Genomic DNA, 21,903 nt, shown 5'->3' on the forward strand with positions numbered 1-21,903 from the left:
GTCGTTCACTATTAAAGAACACCTGACTTTCTTCTCATATTCAATAAAATATTTTGAAACAATCTTTTAATACATGAATTAATATCCTGGATTTTGATCCTCTTGATTAATGTTGGTATTAGTTTGAATCTCTTTTAGAGGCAACGGGTATAAAGTGGCATTTTTTGAAATACCCAATAGATTCGTTGCTCTGCCTGTTCTAACTAAATCTGTCCAACGATGACCTTCAAAGCAGAATTCCCATCTTCTCTCGTCTAAAATCGTTTTCAGCGGATCACTACCAAGATTTACAAGTGGATCGTTAGATCTTGATCTAACTTCGTTGATCGCCTCCAGTATTTTATCTTGTTCGGCAATACCTTCCAACATAAAATGTGCTTCTGCTTTAATTAGATACATATCTGCTAATCTAAGAATGATGATGGCATCCGCCCCATTAGCTGTATCTTGGTATTTTGCTACTCTTTTACTAGTAGCAGAACCATCTAATGTAGGGAAGTCTTGGAAGATAAAGTCCGATCTCAAATCATTCCCTTTGTAAGAATTCTTTAATGATGTTGAAAAAGTAACCTCACCTCTACCACCTAAAGAAATCGGCGATAAATAGTAAGACATTCTATTTCTATCTTGTGCCGAGTAGTTCAACTGAAATATTACTTCCGTATTTTCTTTTGTGGTAAATACATCACCAAACGCTGGCTCCAACTCATACTTACCCGATGAAATTACTGCCTCTGCATAGGTTAAAGCTTTTTGAAAATGAACCTCACTATCTCCTCCCATTTGAAGTAAATAACTAGCGTAATACAATTCTACTCGAGCAAGTAAAGCATCAATTGCTACGGGATTTACAAAGAAATTTCCTTTCTCTATTGTTACTTTTTCTTTAGCAACTAGTAAATCTGCTAACATCAAATTATACGTTTCTTCTACAGAGATTCTTGCTGCGTTAATTTCATCAGAAACACCTTGTGTAGATTTAGATTTGTAAGGAATCCCACCGTATAACTTCACCATATCAAAATGGGCTAAAGTTCTAAGGAAATACGCTTCTCCAATAATATTTTCTTTTGTTGCTTCATCCATTTCTATTGGAGTCGCCCTTTCAATAATATTATTAGCCGTATTGATGGCTCCAAAGGCACTCGACCATAGACTTTCAATATTTGCATTATCACTCAAAATAGAATGATTTTCAAACTGTTGATAATCCAATGAGGTACCAGTTCTCTTCCCGTCATTGGCAGATAATTCATTTAAAATAAATAAATCTCTTCCGTAATAACTGTCCGATTGAAAATCGTTGTATAAGCCATTTAAAGCAGAATTTAATCCGTTAGCGTCTTTAATTGCTTCGTTAGCATCAATAGAAGCTACTGGCTGTACATTCAGGTTACTTTCACATCCAAATAGAAAGAAAACCAGGGCAATTTTTGCTATGTAAAGTAATTTCTTCATGATTTCTTTTTGATTAGAATGATACATTTAAACCTGCAGTGTAAACTCTAGCATTCGGGTAAGTAAAGAAGTCGGTTCCCATTCTTACTCCGTCGTCTCCTGCGTAATTTACTTCTGGGTCCATTCCTGAATAATTTGTTAGTGTAAATAGGTTTTGACCCGATACATACACTCTTAAATTATCGATAAACACTTTTTTAGTAATCGTTTTAGGTAAGGTATAACCCAACGTAACATTCTTTAATCTTAAGTAAGATCCATCTTCAACAAATCTGTTAGAAGCTCTATTGTTATTGTTAGGATCATTGGCAGTGGCTCTAGGAATTGATGTTACATCACCTGGCTCTCTCCAACGATCTAAGATGGCTGTAGTTTGGTTGTCTTCTCCTTTCATCGACTCTAAGTAAACTCGTGTACCGTTGTAAATATCGTTTCCTATTGAGTATTGTAAGAAGACGTTTAGGTCAATATTTTTCCACTTTAAAGTGTTGGTAAAACCACCAAAGAAATCTGGGTGAGGGTTACCAATTTCAGTTCTATCTTCTGAAGTAATTTCACCATCATTATTTAGATCTGCAAAGACAATATCACCTGTAGAAGAATCTACACCTAATGATTTATATCCATAGAAAATACTGATAGGTTTACCTTCTTCAATTCTATTATTACCACGACCAATATTATCAATAGGCTGACCATTATATAATTTAACCACTTCATTTCTATAAGTTGAAATATTAAATGATGCTTTCCAATTGAAGTCACTCTTTCTAAATATTTCATACCCTAATAAGAGTTCTACCCCTTGGTTTCTCATTTCTCCAATATTAGAAATTACTGATGAGAAACCCGATGTTGGAGGTAAAGGTCTAGATAATAACATATCTGTTGTCGCCTTCTGATATACCTCTGTGGTCAGTGTTAGGCGATCATTCCAGAAACCCAAATCAATACCAATATTCATTTGTTTTACCGTTTCCCATTTCAAGTCTTCGTTTGGAAGTTGAGAAGGAGCAATACCAGGTTGTCCGTTATAATCTGCTCCCGAGCTGTACAATGCTTGGTATCTAAAATCGCCAATAGCATCATTACCCGTTAAACCGTAACTACCTCTAATCTTAAAATCAGAAACCACATCTGATGAACTCATAAAACCTTCTTCGATTACTCTCCATGCCACAGATGCAGAAGGGAAAGTACCGTAACGATTATTATTACCAAATTTAGAAGATCCATCTCTTCTTACTGAAAAGGCAAAAATGTATTTGTTAGCAAAGCTATAATTGGCTTTCGCAAAGAACGAATTCAGCCCTCTATCTAAACCATAACTATCTGCTTCAATAATTTCAGAGGCAGAAGTAATGTATTGAAATTCTGGTCTTGAAAAGTTCTGACCCCTAATGTAATTACTTCTATTTGTATAACTCTCCGAGCTAAAACCTGCTAATACATCTACTCTATGTCTATCATTAAATGTTTTTACATATTGTAATGTTGCATTTACTGTAGTGTTAATAGAAGTGTTATTGGCACTAAAACCTAATCCGTTATAAGAAGCACCTTGACGTGTGGTCACAGGGTCATAACTATGCTCTCTTAAATGATAATAATCAAAACCAACTTGTGTTCTAAATGTAAGCTCTTCTAATAAAGCAATATCCAAATAAGCATTACCTAAACCTCTGTAAGTATATGCCTTGTTAATTGTTTCATTACCAATAGCAACAGGGTTTGCATAGGGTCCATCTTCGTTGTAAGAACCATCCTCATTATATACTGGATAAATGGCCGGTAAAGACAACGCATTAGGAAGCGGTGCATTCAAAGATTGATCTCCTTCGATACGATCGTTTTCTGACATACCGAACTGCAAACTTGTTCCTAATTTTACTTTTTCAGAAAAATGATGGTCAATATTGGCTCTAATATTGGTTCTATCAAAGCTACTTCCTTTGATCACACCATCTTGCATAAAGTAGCTTCCTGATAAGTAAAAGCTTGTTTTATTGCTTCCTCCCTGTAAAGACAAATCATAAGATGCCATTGGTGCATCTCTGTATATTTCATTTTGCCAATCGGTATCATGAGGATAATTATCAATATATTCTTGCGTATATTTCTCTACTCCTAACTGATCATTTTTAAACTCAAACCATTGTTGCTTGTTCAATAAATCCAAACGTTTATACACTTGTTGAACACCACCAAAGGCATTGAAGGAAATCTTTGTTTTACCTGATGATCCTCGTTTAGTAGTAATTAAAACAACCCCATTGGCTGCTCTTGATCCATAAATTGCAGCTCCAGCTCCATCTTTCAATACAGTAATCGATTCTATATCTGAAGGAGATAAATCTGACAATGCTGAAATTGTTTGACCACTAAAACTCAGTTGCGAGCTATTTTCAGAAATAACGGGAATACCATCTATTACATATAAAGGTTGATTGGCAGCATTTACCGATCCTACACCACGTACTCTCACCGAAAGTGCACTTCCTGGTGTACCAGAATTGGAGTTAATTTGTACCCCTGAAGCTTGACCTGCTAAAGCAGCATCTAAAGTTGCTACCGGTAAATCCTTTAATGTTTCACTATTAACTGATTGTAGAGAAGAACTTAAAAGCTTTTTACTTTCTGATGAATAACCCACTACAGTTACTTCTTCTAATTCTTCCATATCAGGAATTAGGTTCACATTTAATTGTGTTTGATCTCCAATTATAAATTCTTGATTGATCATACCAATGTGATTAAAGACCAAGGTTTTCCCTTTATCTTCTTCCTTTAACAGGATACTATATTTCCCATCGATATTAGTGACACTACCATTGGAAGTTCCTTTAATAAAAACAGTTACTCCGGGAATAGGCATCTTATCGACATCAGAATTTACTATACCATTCACGGTAAAATCCTGTGCTTTTACTATTCCAAAACTAAAGAAGAGTAAAAGAGATGTTATAAATAGACTTGAAAGTTTCATAATAATTAAGCTTGGCTACCCTTACTTATTTCTTAATATTTTTAATGTTGTTTGTTCTTGAGAAGAGAGATCTATTACCTTAATAATCATTGGTTGATTTACTGGTAAAGGAAGATCCGTAGTTAATTGATCGGTTGATATTTCTTTATGAATTTTACCTTGAAGATCAATTAATTGAACATTTCTATTTGCTCGGTTATCAAAAAATAATTGATCGTTCTTCCAATGTATCAACGATCTTTCAGATGAAGAGAGAGTATTAATTACAACATCTTTAAATGTCGGTTGGTAATTTTCAAAATTAACTTCTTGAAGTAATAACGTAGATGTATATATCACATGAGTTGATATAGAATCATACCCCACTATGGCTCTACGACTATTAGCTTCAGAGTAATCTGTTGTTTTATTTTCTGCGATTATCGAAGATTGTTTCCCCTCATAAATAATCTCCCACTGTTTCTCGTTTACTTGAAATTTGATCTCACAATCATCCGTTAAACCTACACTCCAGTTAATGTCTTCTGAAAATAAAGTCTCTTGAAAAATCGAAGCTGTATTTTCATTATAATCACTGTCTGCGTATAGATCTCTAAAGACCATTGTGTTATCCAATAATCCTAAGCCAGCTTTGTAAGTTAAAGAACCGCTGTAGGCTGCATTGTCTTTAGAATAAATATTTAAAGGATACTTTTCCCCTATAAAAGGGATGGCTTCGTTGTAAACTACAACCTCAGTAGTACTAGATTTCATAGTATTCCAAAGCCAATTCATTACCGATGTTTGATCTTTGAAGTCTTCAATAAATGAACTATCAAAGGGTAAGAGTACTACTTTTTTTACTTCTTGTAATTGTGATTTAAATCTAAGTAAATCAGTATTAGGTAGCTTCCTTAAATCAACAAACAACGTTTTGTTCCCCTCTGAAATATCTATCGATTGTTTTATACCATCATAAATAACAAGTGTTTTAGATGACACAGCCTCTTCGATTTGAGAAGAATACTCTTTTCCATTCAGCAAAGTAACTGTATTTGCATAAATATTAGAATTATACAATTTACTACTTCTCTCTGAAGATGTTTTTTTCTTTCGTATTATATCAAATTCTTGCCCTTCAACACAACTAATTAAAGTAGTATTTGCTACATCTAAAGGTAGAGTTTTAGCAATGTTATGTGTCTCATTTAAAGAGATAAATGTAACAGCTCCTGTACCATACACTTTGCCTAATTGTTCTGGATCTATACACAATGCTGTACGATCATCCACCCCGATACCCAATAATTTTTTGTTCGGATGGTGTATTTTCCAATATGCAAGCATACTAATTAAACGTGGCATTCTACCACGCTCAGCAAAATGAGTATCTACTAGAGTGTTTGGTAATACCTGAAGGAAATCATCTGCAAAAGTAAAATATCTTGCATCCATAGAGGTTAAACCATCTTCTGGATATAAACTTCCATTATCAGCTGTATAAACTACAGAAGATAAAATTGCCATACCTGCCGAAGTACCTCCTAATACGGCACCTTCGTTTATTTTATCAATTAATAGTGACTTAAAAGCCGTGTTGTTGTAAAAGTTATAATATTTATTTTGATCGCCGCCTTTGAAGAAAAACCCATCAAATGCCTCTAATTCGGCTATTAATTGAGTATTTCTGGCTCCTGTACGATCAATTTTGAAGTCCTTTGCTTCTTCTGCTCCAAGAGATATGAAATAATTGCTTAACCAATCACTTTCCACATCAGTGTATGAGATAATTGCTATTTTTTTGTTCGATGATTGCTCTACAAACCACTTATATGGAGAATCTGACCAACCACCATTTTCTTCACTACCGCCACCCACTAACAATAAAGGTGACTGAGCAAATAAAGAGGAACAAAACAATGAAGATACAAAGACAGCTAAAAATATAGTATACTGTCTCATGATCCAAAATTGAATTATGATTAAAAAAAGAGATATGAAAAAATTAAAAAAGAGAGGTAGGAATCCTTAATCAGCAGTTGAATATGGGTTGTAATCCTTGTAAACCTAGGTCTTTACAAGTTAAAATAAAATGCGATATGTTTCTTGAATTGAAAGTCATTATTTAATTTATCTTAACGCAATAAAGTAAATAAAAATAAATGAAGCAAGAGCTTTGTTATTTTTTATTCACATCTTGTTAAAATTCAATTTATTTCCTGTCAAAACGCAGGAAATAAATAACGGGTAAACTGAAGCTGTCACCTCAATTTACCCGTTACCCTTTTCTTTTTCAAAGAGTTTACTAGTTGTATACCTTCATTTTCTTGATATTGAAATTCATCAAAAAACGTGTAATTTATTCATCTATACCCAAGCTTTCTTTAAACTTACTTGCATATTCTTTAGGACTCATAGAGTAATGCTTTTTGAATGATTTAGAAAAATAGTTTGCACTTTTAAAGCCTACTTTATATCCAACATCAGATATATTTACTTTTCCTTGTTCGATGAGCGTTGCCGCTTTTTTCATTCTTACATTCAATATGTATTCATTCGGCGTTTGATTAGTCCAAGCCTTAAACTTGGTAAATAATAACGATCTACTGATACCTAATTCTTCGCACAAGTAATTAATGTTTAAGAATTGATTCTCAATGTTCTCTTTAATAAACTTGATCGCGTTATTCATTAATACCTCATCAACCGAATCTACTTTTTCTTCCTTCTCAGGAGTGGCTCCACTCTCAATAAACTTCTTCTTGATTGAAGAATGAGTTTTAATCATGTTCTTACACTTCAGAAGCAATTCTTTTACCTCAAAAGGCTTACTGAGATAGTCTTCGGCTCCAGATTCTAACGCATTGATCTTATAAATTAATGAGGTTCTTGCCGTCAATAACATCACAGGAATATGGCTTGTTCTTTCATCTGATTTGATTTTAGAACATAATTCTATTCCATCCATGACGGGCATCATCACATCACTTATTATTAAATCCGGCTGAACAGATAACGCCTGTTGGAATCCTACTGCTCCATTTTCAGAACGATACACCTTATATTCGGCACATAAGATATTATGAATAAAGTTGATAATGTCTGGATTGTCTTCTACAACAAGAATTGTAGGTAGATCATCGTTATTTTGATTAGTATCTTCCTCTAATTCCAAGACCGCATTTTTCACATCATCCATGTATCCTTCCGCATCAGTATACTGGGTAATATCTTCGCTATCTTTAAAGTTTTCTATAATTTCTTCACTGGTAAAGTGACTATGTCCAAACTTTAAATTGATAATGAAATTACTTCCTTTTCCTTTTTCACTTTCAACACGTATATCTCCTTTATGCAAGTCGACAATGTCTTTAACAATCGCTAAACCAATACCCGATCCATTTCTTTTCTTTGTTCTATTGCCTTCATTTGTAGCCATATAGAACCTGTCAAAAATCTTATCAAGATGTTTAGTTGATATACCAATACCACTGTCTTTAATACTAATATTTAATTGATCATTGATAACAGATACATTTACAGCAATACTACCTTTAGGTGAGGTGTACTTAAATGCATTTGATATTAGATTATATAATACCTTTTCTAATTGGTCTCTATCATAAAAGACCAAAATCTCGTCATTTTCTGTAGAAAAAGTATATTCTATTGAACGCAATTTGGCTTGTTCCGAAAAAGATAAGAACATCTCATGAATAAACTTCACGATATTCCCTTCTGCTGCTTTTAGATGGACCTGATTGTTTTCCAATTTCCTGAAATCCATCAACTCGTTGATCAACTTAAATAACTGATCCGTATTCTTTTTGATCACCAGCAATTGTTTGTAAACAGAACTTGGTCCTTTATAATCTGTAATCAACTTCTCTAAAGGTCCAGAAATTAAAGTTAGTGGTGTTCTAAACTCATGAGAAATGTTCGTAAAGAAACGTAACTTTTGTTGGTGGATTTCTTTTTGGTGCGTCAATGATTGCGTCTCCATTTCAAGCTTATGCTGTAATTTTAACCTTGATTTAAAGAAATAAGTGACCAAGCCAAAAATAGCTAGAACTACTAAACAGTATCCGAAATAGGCCCAAGTGGTTAACCATGGAGCATCTTTAAGGTGTACCTTTAATCTAGTGACTTCTTTGGTTTCTACACCATGACTATTAAATCCTTTTACTTCGAAAATATAATCTCCACCTTTTTGAATCGCATATGATACATCATTATTTGATGTCCTTACCCAAGTATCATTCAACCCCAATAATCGATAAGAAAACTCTTTGTTTTCGGGGAAAATGTAATTAGGCATGGTAAACGAAAGGGTGAAAATATGTTGATCATAATCTAACGTAATTTCATCTGTATATTCAATAGTATTTTTCAGAATACCATATTCATCGTTTACCTTTAATGTATTACCTAGTAAAGTAATATCACTTAATACTACATTCGGTGCATATTCATTGTTCTTACCTAAAGCAGATGGATGAAATGATGTTACTCCTGATGCACCTCCAAAATAGATCTTACCATCAGAAGAAACCATTCTTGCTCCTCTATTAAATTCATTCGGAAGTACCCCACTTTCATTATTAAATAATTCCTGTGCTTTTGTTATCGGATCATAAGAAACGATACCTTCTTCTGTACTTAACCACAATTTCCCATCGTCCTTACCTTGTACAATAGAGAACACAGACGTAATCCCTTCAAGATTTGCAGAATGAATTTCATCGCCTTTCAAGAAAAATAAACCTCTTGTCTGAGCTGCAAACCAAATCACTCCATTTTCTGATTCGATGATATCATTTACATAAAGATTATCATTTTCTACTTTCATTGTTTTCATAAAATGAAAGTCTAAATTTCCTTTTAGATAATCTTCCTGAGTTAACATCGAAAGCCCTAAACCTGTTCCTACGTATAAATCACCTTTTGAATTTATCAATAATGAACGAACATTATTATGAGCAATTTTAGGTTGAGCATCTGTTGCTTTAAATTGCTGAAACTTATTTGTTTTGGGATTAAAAAGATTTAAACCTCGATTAATTGTTCCAATCCATAATTTACCATCAATGGCTTTCTGAATTGAAATTAGCTTATTGGATGAAATTGTTTCGGGATCGGATACCTTCGATTGATAGATCTTATAAGCTTTAGTTTTTAAATCAAGATGAATTAATCCTTTGTCAAAAGTACCCAACCAAACTTTATTATTACCTTCATAGAAAAGGGTCTTCACACCTCCAATCGACTGATTATAACTCAGTTCATCAATTTTTGAAAATACTTTATTTTTGGGATCATAGATGGTTACCCCTCCACTTTCAGTACCAAAATAAATATCATCATTGGCTCCCTTAACAATAGTATTGACTACATTATAGCTTAATTGAGTACCATTTTTCTCTTCAAATCTTTCGAAACTTAGTAACTGATCAGACCAATAATTTATCCCTCCAAAATAAGTTGCAATCCATATTCCACCATCAACATCCGTAAATAAGGAACGAATATTATTCCCCGTTAGTCCATTACTATTTTTGGGATCATGTTGTAATTTTGCTATTATTTTAGATTGTTCATTGATTATATTAACGCCGTCATAAGTACCTACCCACAATCTTTCGTCATGATCTAATGTCAAACAACGAATAATCTTATTCGATAGTTGTTGATTGGTTATTTTTTCAAAGTTTTCAAACTCGGTTTTTCCTTTTTTTAAACAAAACAAACCCTGAGAGGTACCTGTCCAGATATTACCATGACTATCTTGTAAAATATCATTTACAGTAATATTAGCTTTATCAAGATTCAGATATTTTTGGAATTTAAGTTTGCCATTATCAATAGAGGTTACTTTATTGACTCCCTGCTTTGTACCAACCCATATTGTACCATCTTTTGTTTGATAGATTTTAGTTACTCTACTAGAGCTTATTGAATATTCATCCTTCGTCTTTTTGTTACTAACGTAAATATTAGTACGCCTATCATAATATTCTACTCCAGCATCTGTTGCGAGTAATACCTCATGATCATTTAGGGTTAATACATCAAAAACTCTTCGTACAAAAACGGTATTAGATTCTGGTTTTGACAAGTTATAATTGATGACAGAATCAAATTTATAATTATATTCTCTTAAACCTCTTTTTGATCCTAATAAAATGTTTTCATTGGAATCAATATGAATCGAGAAAATATCATTAACTCCTTGACCTTTAGTGACTTCATCTTCACGAAGCATCACTTTTAACTCCACTCCATCGTACCTCATTAAACCGTTTCTCGTACCAAACCAGATAAAGCCTAAATCATCTTGATCGATGGAATTGACGGAATTCAGTGAGAAGCCTTCTGAAGTAGATATATGTCGAAAATAATTGAACTGATGTTGACCATATGTTTCTGTATGGACAGACAAAAACATCAATGTTGTTAGAAAGAATAAATAAAAAAATCTATAAAACATAAGCAAAAAACTCAAAGTTTTACTGGACGAAAAATAAATGTTAATAAATATACTTTATTAAATAGAAATTACCCAATTTTAGTCCTAATTTTTCTACAATAAGTGATACATCCATAACATTGATCACTACTTCGTTTCATTTCATTTCAATTTAAAAACAAATAAATTTCTGATTACCAATCATAAATTTATTTTCTAATAAAAAATCACTCCTATTTACTACAATAAACAGAAGTGATTTTTCTAACTATTTTTATTTTTTCGAAGTTGCTTTTTGAGTGTATTTACTAAATACTAAATACAACACTCCACATAACAACCATGCAGGCAGCGTTACAAATGATAAGAAAACATCGTATTGTACTGATATGAAATAGAACAAACCGAAACTAATTAACCATGCTAAAAATACTGAGGTATTGAATTTAATACCCGCTACTTCAGCATAATTTTTAGTGACACCAAACTTTTCAGCAAAGAAATGTTCGAATACGATTATTGCTCCAAAAGGAGATAATATAAATCCATATAGGGCTACAAAACCTAATAATTTCATGGCAAATGCAGGAAATAAACCTGCAATTGTTGCTACAGTACCTGCAATAATGGTCACCCAGAAAGTGGATAGTTTTGGCATTATTCCTTGGAAAGCTAAACCTGCTCTGTAAATAGTTGGATTGGCGGTGGTCCAACCTGCTAAAACTACTGCTATAATACCTAATGCTCCGATAGCGTTATACGCTAATGGACCTGGTGCTACTGGAGGAGCTTCGCCATTGTTTAAGTAAGTCATAGCTTCTGGAGACTGTAAGTATACAGCGTACAATAATGCTGCTGCAATCCATGCCATATAGTGACCTACATACATTCCGGCAGCAGTTGCCCAACCACTGTTTGCTGACTTTGCAAAACGGAAAACCGATAAATCTGACATTCCAATATGCATTGCTCCATTGGCAAACCAAGACCAAATGACTACATGCCAAAATGTAAATTTTGTTTGTCCTTTGAAAGGTTCTCCACCTTCTCCCCAAATTCCCCAAAATTTATCAAAGCTATCAACTCCTAATTGATTTAATGCGACAATTCCTGACACAAAAAATGCCAATACAATAATAGGTGACATCCAATTGGCTGCTTTAGATACTGTTTCATATCCTTTAGAGGCAATTAATGAAATCACTACACCGATCACAACAACAATAGCTACCCACATCCCACTGTTTGGCATCGTGTCTGTTAGCTTAGGCATTTCTAAATTAAACGGAATACCTACAGCTGTTGCTGAAACGGTAATCATTGACCCTGCCAAGAAACAGAATAAGATACCATTGGCTAGATTGTAACCAATCACTAATTTTCTACCTGCAATTTTTTCTAATTGATAATATAAAGTCAGTCTATTTTTTACGGCAACTTCAGAAGTTAAAAATCTCCATGATAAAACCGCTAGTAGGTTACCGATTAATAATCCTACAATTAAATCAAAGGCACTTACACCTGCAGTTAAGAATAAAGGTCCAATCATAAACTCTGTACCTGCTGCATGTTCTCCGGCATACATACCCACAAAACTTTTCCAACCTTTCAATTTCGAGGCAGGAACTTTTTCTCTTTCAAATTCTCCTCCACCGGTATCGTTGCCTTGGTCGAGTACCTCAACTTCATTATCTATTACATACTGACTCATAGTATTATTGCTTTATGTGTTTAAAAAATGCATAAGTTAATTATCACTTATGTTATTCATTGGTACTTTCTTTTGTCTGATTTATCAAAAGAAAACATCTTTCATTTCAATTGTATTTGTACCTCTATTAATGATACAGAGAAACAACTAAATCGTTATTTCATTCTCTTGGATTTCATTGTTTATCATAGCTTATCATTTTTAAACTTGATGGAGATCCTATCCCTTTTATTTCGTCTATTTTTGATAATAAACCTGTGTTCTGATCTCTTTTAAATACCACTAGATTATTTGAGATCTTATTGGCAACAATCAAAAAATCCCCTGTTGGATCTATCACAAAACTGCGTGGTATTTCTCCAAAAGTAGATGAATGTCCTATCAAACTAAGTGATCCTTTTTTAGGATGAATTTTAAAAATCGAAATGGAATTTTCCGACTTCCTATTGGAGGCATATAAAAACTTACCATCAGGAGAAATATGTATATCTGCAGAAGCATAAATTTCATATTCCCTTTCATAAGAAGGATAAGATTGTTTCCATTTTAGTTTCCCATTTTTGTATTGATAATAGGCCACTGATCCACTTAGTTCTTCAATACTGTAAACAAAAGGTTGGTTAGGATGAAATACAAGATGTCTTGGTCCACTTCCTTCTTTTGTTGAAATAGTTAAGTCCTCTCTAGCTACTAATAATTCATCTTCAGTGTAACTAAACACTCTCAACTTATCACTTCCTAAATCGGGAGAAACTACAAATTTCCCATCATTACTAAAAAAGCTAGAATGTAAATGGGCTTTGTCTTGTCTTCCTTTTACACTACTGCTACCTTCAAATTCAAAGAATTGAGCAATGGGCTGAAGACTTCCATCTGCGGCACACTCAAAAGTACTCACACTTGCCTCTGTATAATTCGAAGCAACCACATGTTTACTGTTCGGACTAACCGATAAGTGAGCTGGGTTTCTAGCTTTTGTAGTTTGTTTATTTAAAAAGCTGATTTTACCAGTTGAACGATCTATTCTAAAGGAAGAAACATTACCGTGTTGAGGCAACTTTGACTCCGTACAAGCATATAAAAATTGACCATTAGGTGAAATACACAAGAAAGATGGATTGACAAGTTTATCTTTTCTTTCTATTTCTGTAAGTCGACCTGTTTCTGTATCAAAATCATAGACATAAATTCCCTCCGATGGCTGACCTCCTGTGTAAGACCCAACGTATAAATAGGTTTTCACCTTTTCTTGCCCTAGGACAAAATAAGATATCATACTAAAAATTAATGTGAGGAAGAATTGTGTTTTCATGCTTTTCATAGAATGGATAAAATCTAATAACTCACTAAAATTACATTTGGAATACCTCTTCTAATTCTATTGATTCAGGCGATAAATCATCGTTAGTAATCATAATATCTGCCATATATTCCCACCATTTCTGTACCACTTCGTTATGTCCCAAATCTTGAGAATTTTTGTTACCTACCACTTTTTGAAAGGCAAATAAAATATCCGTTTCTTCGTCTAGAAAAATGAAGTACTCGTTAATACCATATTCTTGAAGAAGTGCTTTTAATTCAGGCCAAATCAAATCATGACGTCTGATGTATTCGCTCTTCATTCCGGGCTTTAACTTCATTTTAAATGCTAGAGTTTTCATAAAAAAGTGTTTGTTATTTACTGGTTGAAATAAAATATCTATTATAAATCTTTGGCTTTCTGAAGAGAATACATAAAAGTATACTCCCCCGATCCAAGATCTTGCTGTGTATCTATATTGATGACTTTGCCTTTATTATTTTTGACAATAATTTCTTTTCCTTCCGACTCTGGCAAAATCACTTTTCCGGTAGTATTCGGAGGAATAGTAATATGATATGTCATGGTTTTATCAACAATAGACCAATCAGACACAATTTCTCCGTAAAGAGATTCAAATGCTGTTCTGCTACTTGTCAATCCTCCCCCTGGGTGAGGAGAAAAAACAATACGCTTATACCCTGGGTTTTCTTCATCCAATTGTACCCCACCAACATGGCTATACAACCACTCACCAATAGCACCATAAGCATAATGATTGAAACTGTTCATCCCGTCAATAATGGTCCCGTCTGGTTTTTGAGTATCCCATCTTTCCCAAATAGTTGTTGCCCCTTGCGTTACAGGATACAACCAACTTGGATATTCTTTTCTATTTAATAGCATGAAAGCCAGATCATCTCTATTGATTTTAGAAAGAGAAGAACAAAGAATTGGTGTACCTACAAAACCCGTCGTTAAATGCTTGAATTTCTTTACATCATTGGCTAAGTTTTTAGCTACTGCTTGCTTTAAATGTTCTGGCACTAAATCAAAAGAAATGGCCAAAGCATAAGCTGTTTGTGTGTGAGAAACCAACCTTCCATTAGGAGTGATATATTCATTGATAAAAGCTTCTTTTACCTTTTCTGCTAATTGCTGATAGTTTTTCTGCGCTTCTTTATGACCAAGAATACCTGCTACTTTGCTTAAAATTGATGTACTATAATGATAATAAGCCGTTGCAATTAAATCCTTTTCCGTTACTGCTCCTGCATAAGAAGGATTGTTGGACTGAAATGCCAACCAATCTCCCCAATGGTGTTTTCTTGTCTCATTCCACAAGTAATCATCGCCTGCTCTTTTCTTCATATAAAGCACCCATTTCTCCATGCTATTGTACTGCTCTTCGAGGATACGTTTATCTCCATATACTTTATAGACCGTCCAAGGCACAATCACTGCAGCATCACCCCAAGCTGTTGATCCGCCAAGTTTATTATTCCACATATCAGGAATAATATTTGGTACCTCACCATCAGGTTGCTGATCTAAAGCCAAATCTTTCAACCATTTTGTATAAAAAGGAGCCACATTAAAATTGTAAGCACCAGTCATACTAAATACTTGCGTATCTCCAGTCCAACCCACACGTTCATCTCTTTGAGGACAGTCGGTAGGTATATCAAGAAAATTGTCTTTTTGAGACCATCTAATATTGCTTTGTAATTGATTGATCAAAGAATCTGAACAAGAAAATGAACCCGTTGATTGCATCTCAGAATGAATCACCACGCCAGTTACTTCTTCAGTAGATAGTTCTTCGATTTGTCCTTCGATAGAAATATATCTAAAGCCATGAAAAGTAAAATGAGGTTCAAAAACTTCTTCTCCCTCCCCTTTCAGAATATAAATATCTGTTGCTTCTGCAGATCGCAAATTTTTAGTAAAGAAATTACCCTCTTTATCTAATGCTTCTGCAAACTTTAGCGTAACTGAGGTTCCTTTTTCACCATTGACTTTTATTCTAGCCCATCCTACAATGTTTTGTCCAAGATCGTAGACCTTTTCGCCTTTAGGTGTAGTAAATTTCTTTATTGGCTTAATTTCTTGAATGGCTTTAACAGGTAAACTATTAGACGCTACAAGAATATTTTTTGAATGATCTAATACTGCTACAGAAGCCCATTTTTGATCATTGAAACCAAAAGTATTCCATCCTTCTTCCTCCTTTCTTGCATCGTATTTCTCCCCATTATAAATATCAGACTTAGTGATTGGTCCGTAAGATGTTTTCCAGTTTTTATCTGTTCCCAACACCTCTTTAGTGCCGTCTTTATAATTTATTTCTATCTGAGCGATAAGGCCCAATTGATCGCCATAAATACCTTTATCACCTTCCCAACCTAAGTTGCCTCTATACCAGCCGTCACCTACAATAGCTCCTATCGCATTATTCGATTTTAATTGATTGGTGATGTCATACACTTGATATTGTATTCTATTATTGTAGCTCGTAAAACCAGGAGTAAATAGTTGGTCGCCCACTTTTTCACCATTAAGATACAATTGATACAACCCCAAAGAAGAGACATATACCCTAGCAGATTTGATTTCTTTTTTTACTTTAAAATCATTTCTATAATACTGACTCGGTAATGATGCTGTTGATTTCTCTTCTGACTTAGTAATCCAATTCGCTTCCCACTTAGAAACTTCCATCAATCCCATTTCAAAATAAGAAGGGGTACTCCAATGGCTACTTTTATTTTGGTTATCCCAAACACGTACTTGCCAATACACTCTTTCAGAAGAAACTAACTCCTTTCCATCATAAATAATATTGACTGATTGATCTGAAACTACTTTTCCTGTGCTCCAGTACAAATCTTTGTTATTTTTTAAATTAGCAATAGAAGAACCTACTCTAATTTCATAAGCAGTTTGCTTTACTTGATAGTCTTTTGATATCAATTTCCAAGTTAGTCTTGGTTGTTGTACATCAATTCCAACAGGGTTAGAACGGTACTCTGTTAAAAGAGAAGATACCTCAATATTCTTTGCCGAACTACCCAGCGATATTAAGGTGACTACTAATAAACATTTAAAGAAGTAAATCCATTTCATTTTCATTTCATCAATTTGTCATAAAAGTGAGGCCGTACATCATGCTATATTTTAAATATGGCATTGTACGACCTCTATCAATTTAATTGGCCACTCTGTTCATCTGTTTTAGCTGTTGCATACTGAAAATTTCTTTTCCTGCCAACAAGAAGGCTCCAGAAGCATAAACATGAGATTCGTTCACTTTAAAAGGATAAGGATCTCCTGCTACCTGTTGTACATAACCTAATCTTCCTTCTTGGTTTACATTATTACATAATGCCGTCCAAGCCAACTCTACTTTAGGTTGATATTTCTTCTCTACTAAACCATTATTAATACCCCATGCCAACGCAAAAGTAAAAAACGAACTACCACTAGACTCTCCTTGATCTAGGTATTCAGGATCATAAAGACTTACTCTCCACATACCGTCTTCGTCTTGTAATTCTAAAAGTTTAGCTGCTATTTGCTTGTATTGATCTTCAAATTTCTTTCTTGTAGGATAATCTTCTGGTAAATAAGTAAGGATTCTTGCTAATGCAGAAACTACCCAACCATTTCCTCTTGACCAGAAAATCTTTTTATCGTTTTCACTTCTCTTTTCAAAGAATCTGTCGTCTCTAAAGAACAATGAATCTTGTTCAGAATATAAATAATCTGAAGTCTTCCACCATTGCTCACTCATGTAATCAAGGTACTTTTCCTCTCCTGTTACTTTCCACATTTCTACAAACGATGGAGGAGCCATAAATAAGGCATCACACCATGTCCACCAATGATGCTTGTAAGGACTTTTCTTGAATCGAACATCAGTCAACTTCTTATAATTCTGCGCCAAATGAATATCTAATGCCCATTGTGATTTATCAACCATATAGGGATCGTTTTCTAGGGTGTATAACCATGCCCAGTTGTCTACTACGGCCAACCTATCTGCATGGAAAATATCATCCATTAATTGCCAATCATAAGCTTGACCGATGTTGATTAACTCATCTTTATATCTACTTTCCTCTTCCATTTCATATAAAGCTCTTAGCCCTACATAAAATGCTCCATAATGCCAGTTTGTTGCAGTAAGCATACCTGTGTTATAACGAGGCGAAACCAATTGCCAATCTGCCACTTCATGCATTATTTGCTTAATTTGAGTGGTATCTAAAGGCTGATTGATTATTGGAGACAATACATCTAATTTCACCGCTGTAATGGCTCTTTTCAAGAACCACTCGTTGGTGTTTTCTAATCTATTTACGCCAAATTCCTTGTTCGTATTTTGTAACCAAATTACTTGAGGAGTTTGATTGGCTACAGCTCCTTTAACCGACATTGGTAAAAGGTTATCCATAGTAGAACCACTTGTTAATTGTTCTACTTTCCATGATTTTCCTTTGTTGGTAGTCTTCCATTTTTCGATCTCAAAAAAGTCTCCTCTTTTGATAGAAACATAAAGAATATCAGAAGAGTTTTCATCTATAGTTACTCCACCCACTTGGTAAGGAGCGATCGTTTCTTTTGTATACGCAAACTGACCATTTGCATCAGCTAGTAATTTGTTTTCCCATTTTTTACCATTCCAAACTACTCTGCTGTAATTGGCTTTTACGGTATCTGTAGTTGTAGAATAAACAATCACAGGATAGTTTTCAGCAGTTAAAGCTATATCCCAAGCCCAAACTGCATTACCTGATGTATTTTCTGATAGAGACGTAAGTTGATCCGTTGATAAGGTTCCTTTGGCTAAATCTTGTACTGCTGTACCATTTTCTTGACTTACCTTACCTTCTTTAATCTTCACATAATAAAGTTGGCTTTCTCCGTTGGCTTCCTTGCTATTTTTTGTAAAAACAACATGTACACCATTCTCCTTATCAGTGATCACTTTGAAGTTTGACACTTCCTTACTCAACAATTGTTTGTTGTCTAGGGCTGAGTCTTTATTCACTGCTTTTGCATAAAATACATCTCCTTCTTTGTTCTGCCAGTAAAGATCAATTGCTCCTTTTTCAGAAGTACTTTTTACTGGTTGAATACTATACATTCCTGTTGATTGAAATTGCTTAATATCCCATTCTTCAATACTTTCATCTGAGGAAGCAACTGCCATAAAAGACAATTCATCTTGTGCAAAGCCTACAAAAACAGACACTTGACCTTCTGCATTTACGGAAAGAGAAGTACTTGTTACTGCTGTATTTTCTTTATTATCAAAGATTTGTTTTGAACTGATTTCACCCGATTTATTATCATAGGCACCCACATGAACATCACCGTAATTGTCTACCCAAGATACATACGTTCTGTCTTGTTTTCCTTTAAATGAAACCGCATTGGATTGTGCACTTTCTGTCCAATTGTATCCACCATTAAAGGTGATCGATTTAAATTCTTCTGAAGTATGCCCTGTCGCTTTTACTTGAGCTTTAGGGTAACGCTGTGCATTGGTTACAGAAGACATGATCAACATTGTCCCCAATAACATGAACAACGGATTAAACGTTTTTTCACTATATGCTCTTCTTTGAAAGAAGGATGTGGTGAATACTGTGAGTTTATTAATTAGTTTCATTTTTGAATGTTTTTGACATTAATAATGTGGTGTTTATGACTTATAAAGCCATTTTATCTGATACATTTAATTGAATAGTTTTCAAATCGCTTTCCTTACTCGAAGCACCGACATAAATTGTAAAAGCACCTTCTTCTACCACTTTCTTCATGTCTTTGTTGTAAAGAGACAAATTATCTTTATCCAATTTGAAAGAAACTGTTTTGGTTTCACCCGGCTTTAAAGTCACACGTTCAAAACCTTTCAACATTTTATTGTATCGTCCTACTGAAGCAAAATCATCTTTGATATACATCTGTACCACTTCATCCCCTATGACCTCTCCAGTGTTTGTTACATCTATAGACACATAAGTTTCTCCTTGAGGATAAATAACAGCTTCCTTTAGTTTTGGATCACCATAAGAAAAAGTAGTATAACTTAAACCATGACCGAAATGATACAATGGTGTTTTATCAGAAAATTTATAATGGCCTTTACCTGTTCCTACAAAATCAGGTTTTCTTAAGTATGTAATTGGTAACTGACCAATAGATCTTGGGAAAGAAACTGTTAGTTTACCACCTGGATTATAATCTCCAAAAATAACATCCGCTAAAGCATCCCCACTTCTCATACCTAAGTACCAACCTTCTATAACTGAAGGAATATTTTCGGCGATATAATTAATAGACAATGGTCTACCATTAATAAGAACGGCAACAACAGGTTTACCTGTTTTTTTAATTGCTTCTACCAATTCGTTTTGCACTCCAAACAAATCTATGCTTGCTCTGTCTTTTCCTTCTCCACATGTTCTTGTAGAACCACCAACAGCAAGAACTACTACATCCGATTTCTTAGCTGCTGCAATTGCTTTTGCAAATCCCGCTTTAGAATTACTTATTAGGTTACATCCTTCAGCATAATTTACTTTCACCTTGTTGCCCACTTTTTGTTCTATACCTTCTAATAGTGATGTATAGTAAGGAGGAATTCCTGCATATCCACCTAATAAAGTATAAGGCTTTCCTTCTTTAACTTCTTCATGTGCGTTGGGTCCTATTACAGCAATTGATTTTATCTTGGTAATATCAAGAGGTAATAAATTTGTTTCGTTCTTTAGCAGTACAACTGATTTCTTTGCAATATCTAAAGCTATTTCTTGACTTTCAGGCTGACTAACAACTGGTAAAACTTTATCTGTATCTTTTTGATTGAACAACCCTAATTTATACTTCATTTTTAAGATGCGCTCCACACTCTTATCCAAGTATTTCACTAGTTCTGGATCCTTCTTAAGAGTATCTCCAAGAACTTCCATAATGTAAGCTGAATTTTCAGGTGCTTTACCAATCACTAAGTCCATATCTACTCCTGCTTTCAAACCTAAAACAGCTGCTTCAGTTCTATTTTCAGCAATAAAGTGCATATGATTTAATCGAGAAACATCGTTATTATCAGATACTAAGAACCCTTCAAAGTTCCAGTCATTTCTTAAAATATCAGTAAGTAACCAATCATTCATATGACAAGGAATACCATTTAAATCTTGATGACCAGGCATGATACATCCTACACCTGCTTCTTTTACTGCCGCTTCAAAAGGAGGTAAAAATATTTCATATAATCTTCTTTCTGAAATATCACTAAATCCGCCATTAATACCTGTACGGTTCTCAGGATACCCTACAAAATGTTTGGCTGTAGCTAAAATGTGGTTTTCATCAAATTGCTCGTCTCCTTTACCTTGTAAACCTTCTATAAAAGCTACTCCCATTCTTGATACTAAGTAAGGATCTTCTCCAAAAGATTCTTCTACTCTACCATAACGAGGGTCTCCAGAGATCACATCTAAGTTAGGAGAATAACAGTGTGTAAGGTTAGCAGCTCTTGCTTCTTTGGCAATTGCCGTTGTCATGGTCTCAACAGTTTTAGGATCCCAAGTAGACCCTAATGCAATACTTTGAGGATAAACTGTCGAACCTGGCAACCATAATCCGTGAAGACATTCACTGTATTGCATCATAGGAATGCCTAATCTTTCGTTAGGAGGTGCATCTTGTGTTAATTCAGCCACCTTTTCTTCTAAGGTCATTTGGTCTATAAGACCTTTAACCTTTTCATCTATTTCGTCTACTTTTGATTGCTTTACATTTGGTATACTACACCCATAAAACATCAGAACAAGTAAGATTATATAATTCCTTTTCATTATTTATAAAGTTTTATTATTACCTATTTTTTAAAAAATTGCTATTAGAGTTGCCTCTTATTTTTACAGGTTTATAAAACAGATAATAGTTAGTGTCATTTTTTTGAATTATCCTCAAGTAATAAGAAG

Annotated in this window: 10 protein-coding genes; all 10 read right to left on the minus strand. The window is 34.1% G+C overall.

Annotated features, from left to right (window positions below):
• Nucleotides 1–78 precede the first annotated feature (78 nt).
• Nucleotides 79–1,458, minus strand: a complete 1,380-nt coding sequence (locus NH26_RS23075) for a RagB/SusD family nutrient uptake outer membrane protein (protein ID WP_158022019.1) — start codon at nucleotides 1,456–1,458, stop codon at nucleotides 79–81.
• Nucleotides 1,459–1,471: 13 nt separating this feature from the next.
• Nucleotides 1,472–4,444 carry a SusC/RagA family TonB-linked outer membrane protein gene (locus tag NH26_RS23080; RefSeq protein ID WP_044227662.1) on the minus strand — a complete coding sequence of 991 codons (2,973 nt, stop codon included), beginning with the start codon at nucleotides 4,442–4,444 and terminating at the stop codon, nucleotides 1,472–1,474.
• Nucleotides 4,445–4,465: 21 nt separating this feature from the next.
• Complete coding sequence (locus NH26_RS23085; protein ID WP_044227665.1) at nucleotides 4,466–6,385, minus strand: cyanophycinase; 1,920 nt, start codon at nucleotides 6,383–6,385, stop codon at nucleotides 4,466–4,468.
• Between the two features lie 397 nt (nucleotides 6,386–6,782).
• On the minus strand, nucleotides 6,783–10,868 hold the full coding sequence (locus NH26_RS23090) for a hybrid sensor histidine kinase/response regulator transcription factor (RefSeq protein WP_044227667.1): 4,086 nt from the start codon (nucleotides 10,866–10,868) through the stop codon (nucleotides 6,783–6,785).
• A gap of 295 nt (nucleotides 10,869–11,163) precedes the next feature.
• On the minus strand, nucleotides 11,164–12,600 hold the full coding sequence (locus NH26_RS23095; RefSeq protein ID WP_044227670.1) for a purine-cytosine permease family protein: 1,437 nt from the start codon (nucleotides 12,598–12,600) through the stop codon (nucleotides 11,164–11,166).
• Between the two features lie 175 nt (nucleotides 12,601–12,775).
• Nucleotides 12,776–13,912, minus strand: coding sequence for a lactonase family protein (locus NH26_RS23100; RefSeq protein ID WP_052432242.1), 1,137 nt, complete (start codon nucleotides 13,910–13,912; stop codon nucleotides 12,776–12,778).
• Nucleotides 13,913–13,952: 40 nt separating this feature from the next.
• Entirely contained in the window at nucleotides 13,953–14,264 is a 312-nt protein-coding gene (rhaM, locus tag NH26_RS23105) for an L-rhamnose mutarotase (protein ID WP_044227677.1), read from the minus strand.
• A 41-nt stretch (nucleotides 14,265–14,305) separates the two neighbouring features.
• Nucleotides 14,306–17,029, minus strand: a complete 2,724-nt coding sequence (locus NH26_RS23110; protein ID WP_044227708.1) for a glycoside hydrolase family 78 protein — start codon at nucleotides 17,027–17,029, stop codon at nucleotides 14,306–14,308.
• Between the two features lie 82 nt (nucleotides 17,030–17,111).
• On the minus strand, nucleotides 17,112–19,580 hold the full coding sequence (locus tag NH26_RS23115; protein ID WP_084812351.1) for a glycoside hydrolase family 88/105 protein: 2,469 nt from the start codon (nucleotides 19,578–19,580) through the stop codon (nucleotides 17,112–17,114).
• Between the two features lie 40 nt (nucleotides 19,581–19,620).
• On the minus strand, nucleotides 19,621–21,774 hold the full coding sequence (locus NH26_RS23120; RefSeq protein ID WP_052432245.1) for a beta-xylosidase: 2,154 nt from the start codon (nucleotides 21,772–21,774) through the stop codon (nucleotides 19,621–19,623).
• Nucleotides 21,775–21,903 lie beyond the last annotated feature (129 nt).

This window comes from Flammeovirga pacifica (assembly GCF_000807855.2).
In the GTDB taxonomy this organism is placed as follows: Bacteria; Bacteroidota; Bacteroidia; order Cytophagales; family Flammeovirgaceae; genus Flammeovirga; species Flammeovirga pacifica.

Excerpts from the sequence above, each read along its gene's own strand:
- NH26_RS23075 (WP_158022019.1), bottom strand. The coding sequence starts at position 1,458 with ATGAAGAAATTACTTTACATAGCAAAAATTGCCCTGGTTTTCTTTCTA.
- NH26_RS23080 (WP_044227662.1), bottom strand. The coding sequence starts at position 4,444 with ATGAAACTTTCAAGTCTATTTATAACATCTCTTTTACTCTTCTTTAGT.
- NH26_RS23085 (WP_044227665.1), bottom strand. The coding sequence starts at position 6,385 with ATGAGACAGTATACTATATTTTTAGCTGTCTTTGTATCTTCATTGTTT.
- NH26_RS23090 (WP_044227667.1), bottom strand. The coding sequence starts at position 10,868 with ATGTTTTTGTCTGTCCATACAGAAACATATGGTCAACATCAGTTCAAT.
- NH26_RS23095 (WP_044227670.1), bottom strand. The coding sequence starts at position 12,600 with ATGAGTCAGTATGTAATAGATAATGAAGTTGAGGTACTCGACCAAGGC.
- NH26_RS23100 (WP_052432242.1), bottom strand. The coding sequence starts at position 13,912 with ATGAAAACACAATTCTTCCTCACATTAATTTTTAGTATGATATCTTAT.
- rhaM (WP_044227677.1), bottom strand. The coding sequence starts at position 14,264 with ATGAAAACTCTAGCATTTAAAATGAAGTTAAAGCCCGGAATGAAGAGC.
- NH26_RS23110 (WP_044227708.1), bottom strand. The coding sequence starts at position 17,029 with ATGAAATGGATTTACTTCTTTAAATGTTTATTAGTAGTCACCTTAATA.
- NH26_RS23115 (WP_084812351.1), bottom strand. The coding sequence starts at position 19,580 with ATGAAACTAATTAATAAACTCACAGTATTCACCACATCCTTCTTTCAA.
- NH26_RS23120 (WP_052432245.1), bottom strand. The coding sequence starts at position 21,774 with ATGAAAAGGAATTATATAATCTTACTTGTTCTGATGTTTTATGGGTGT.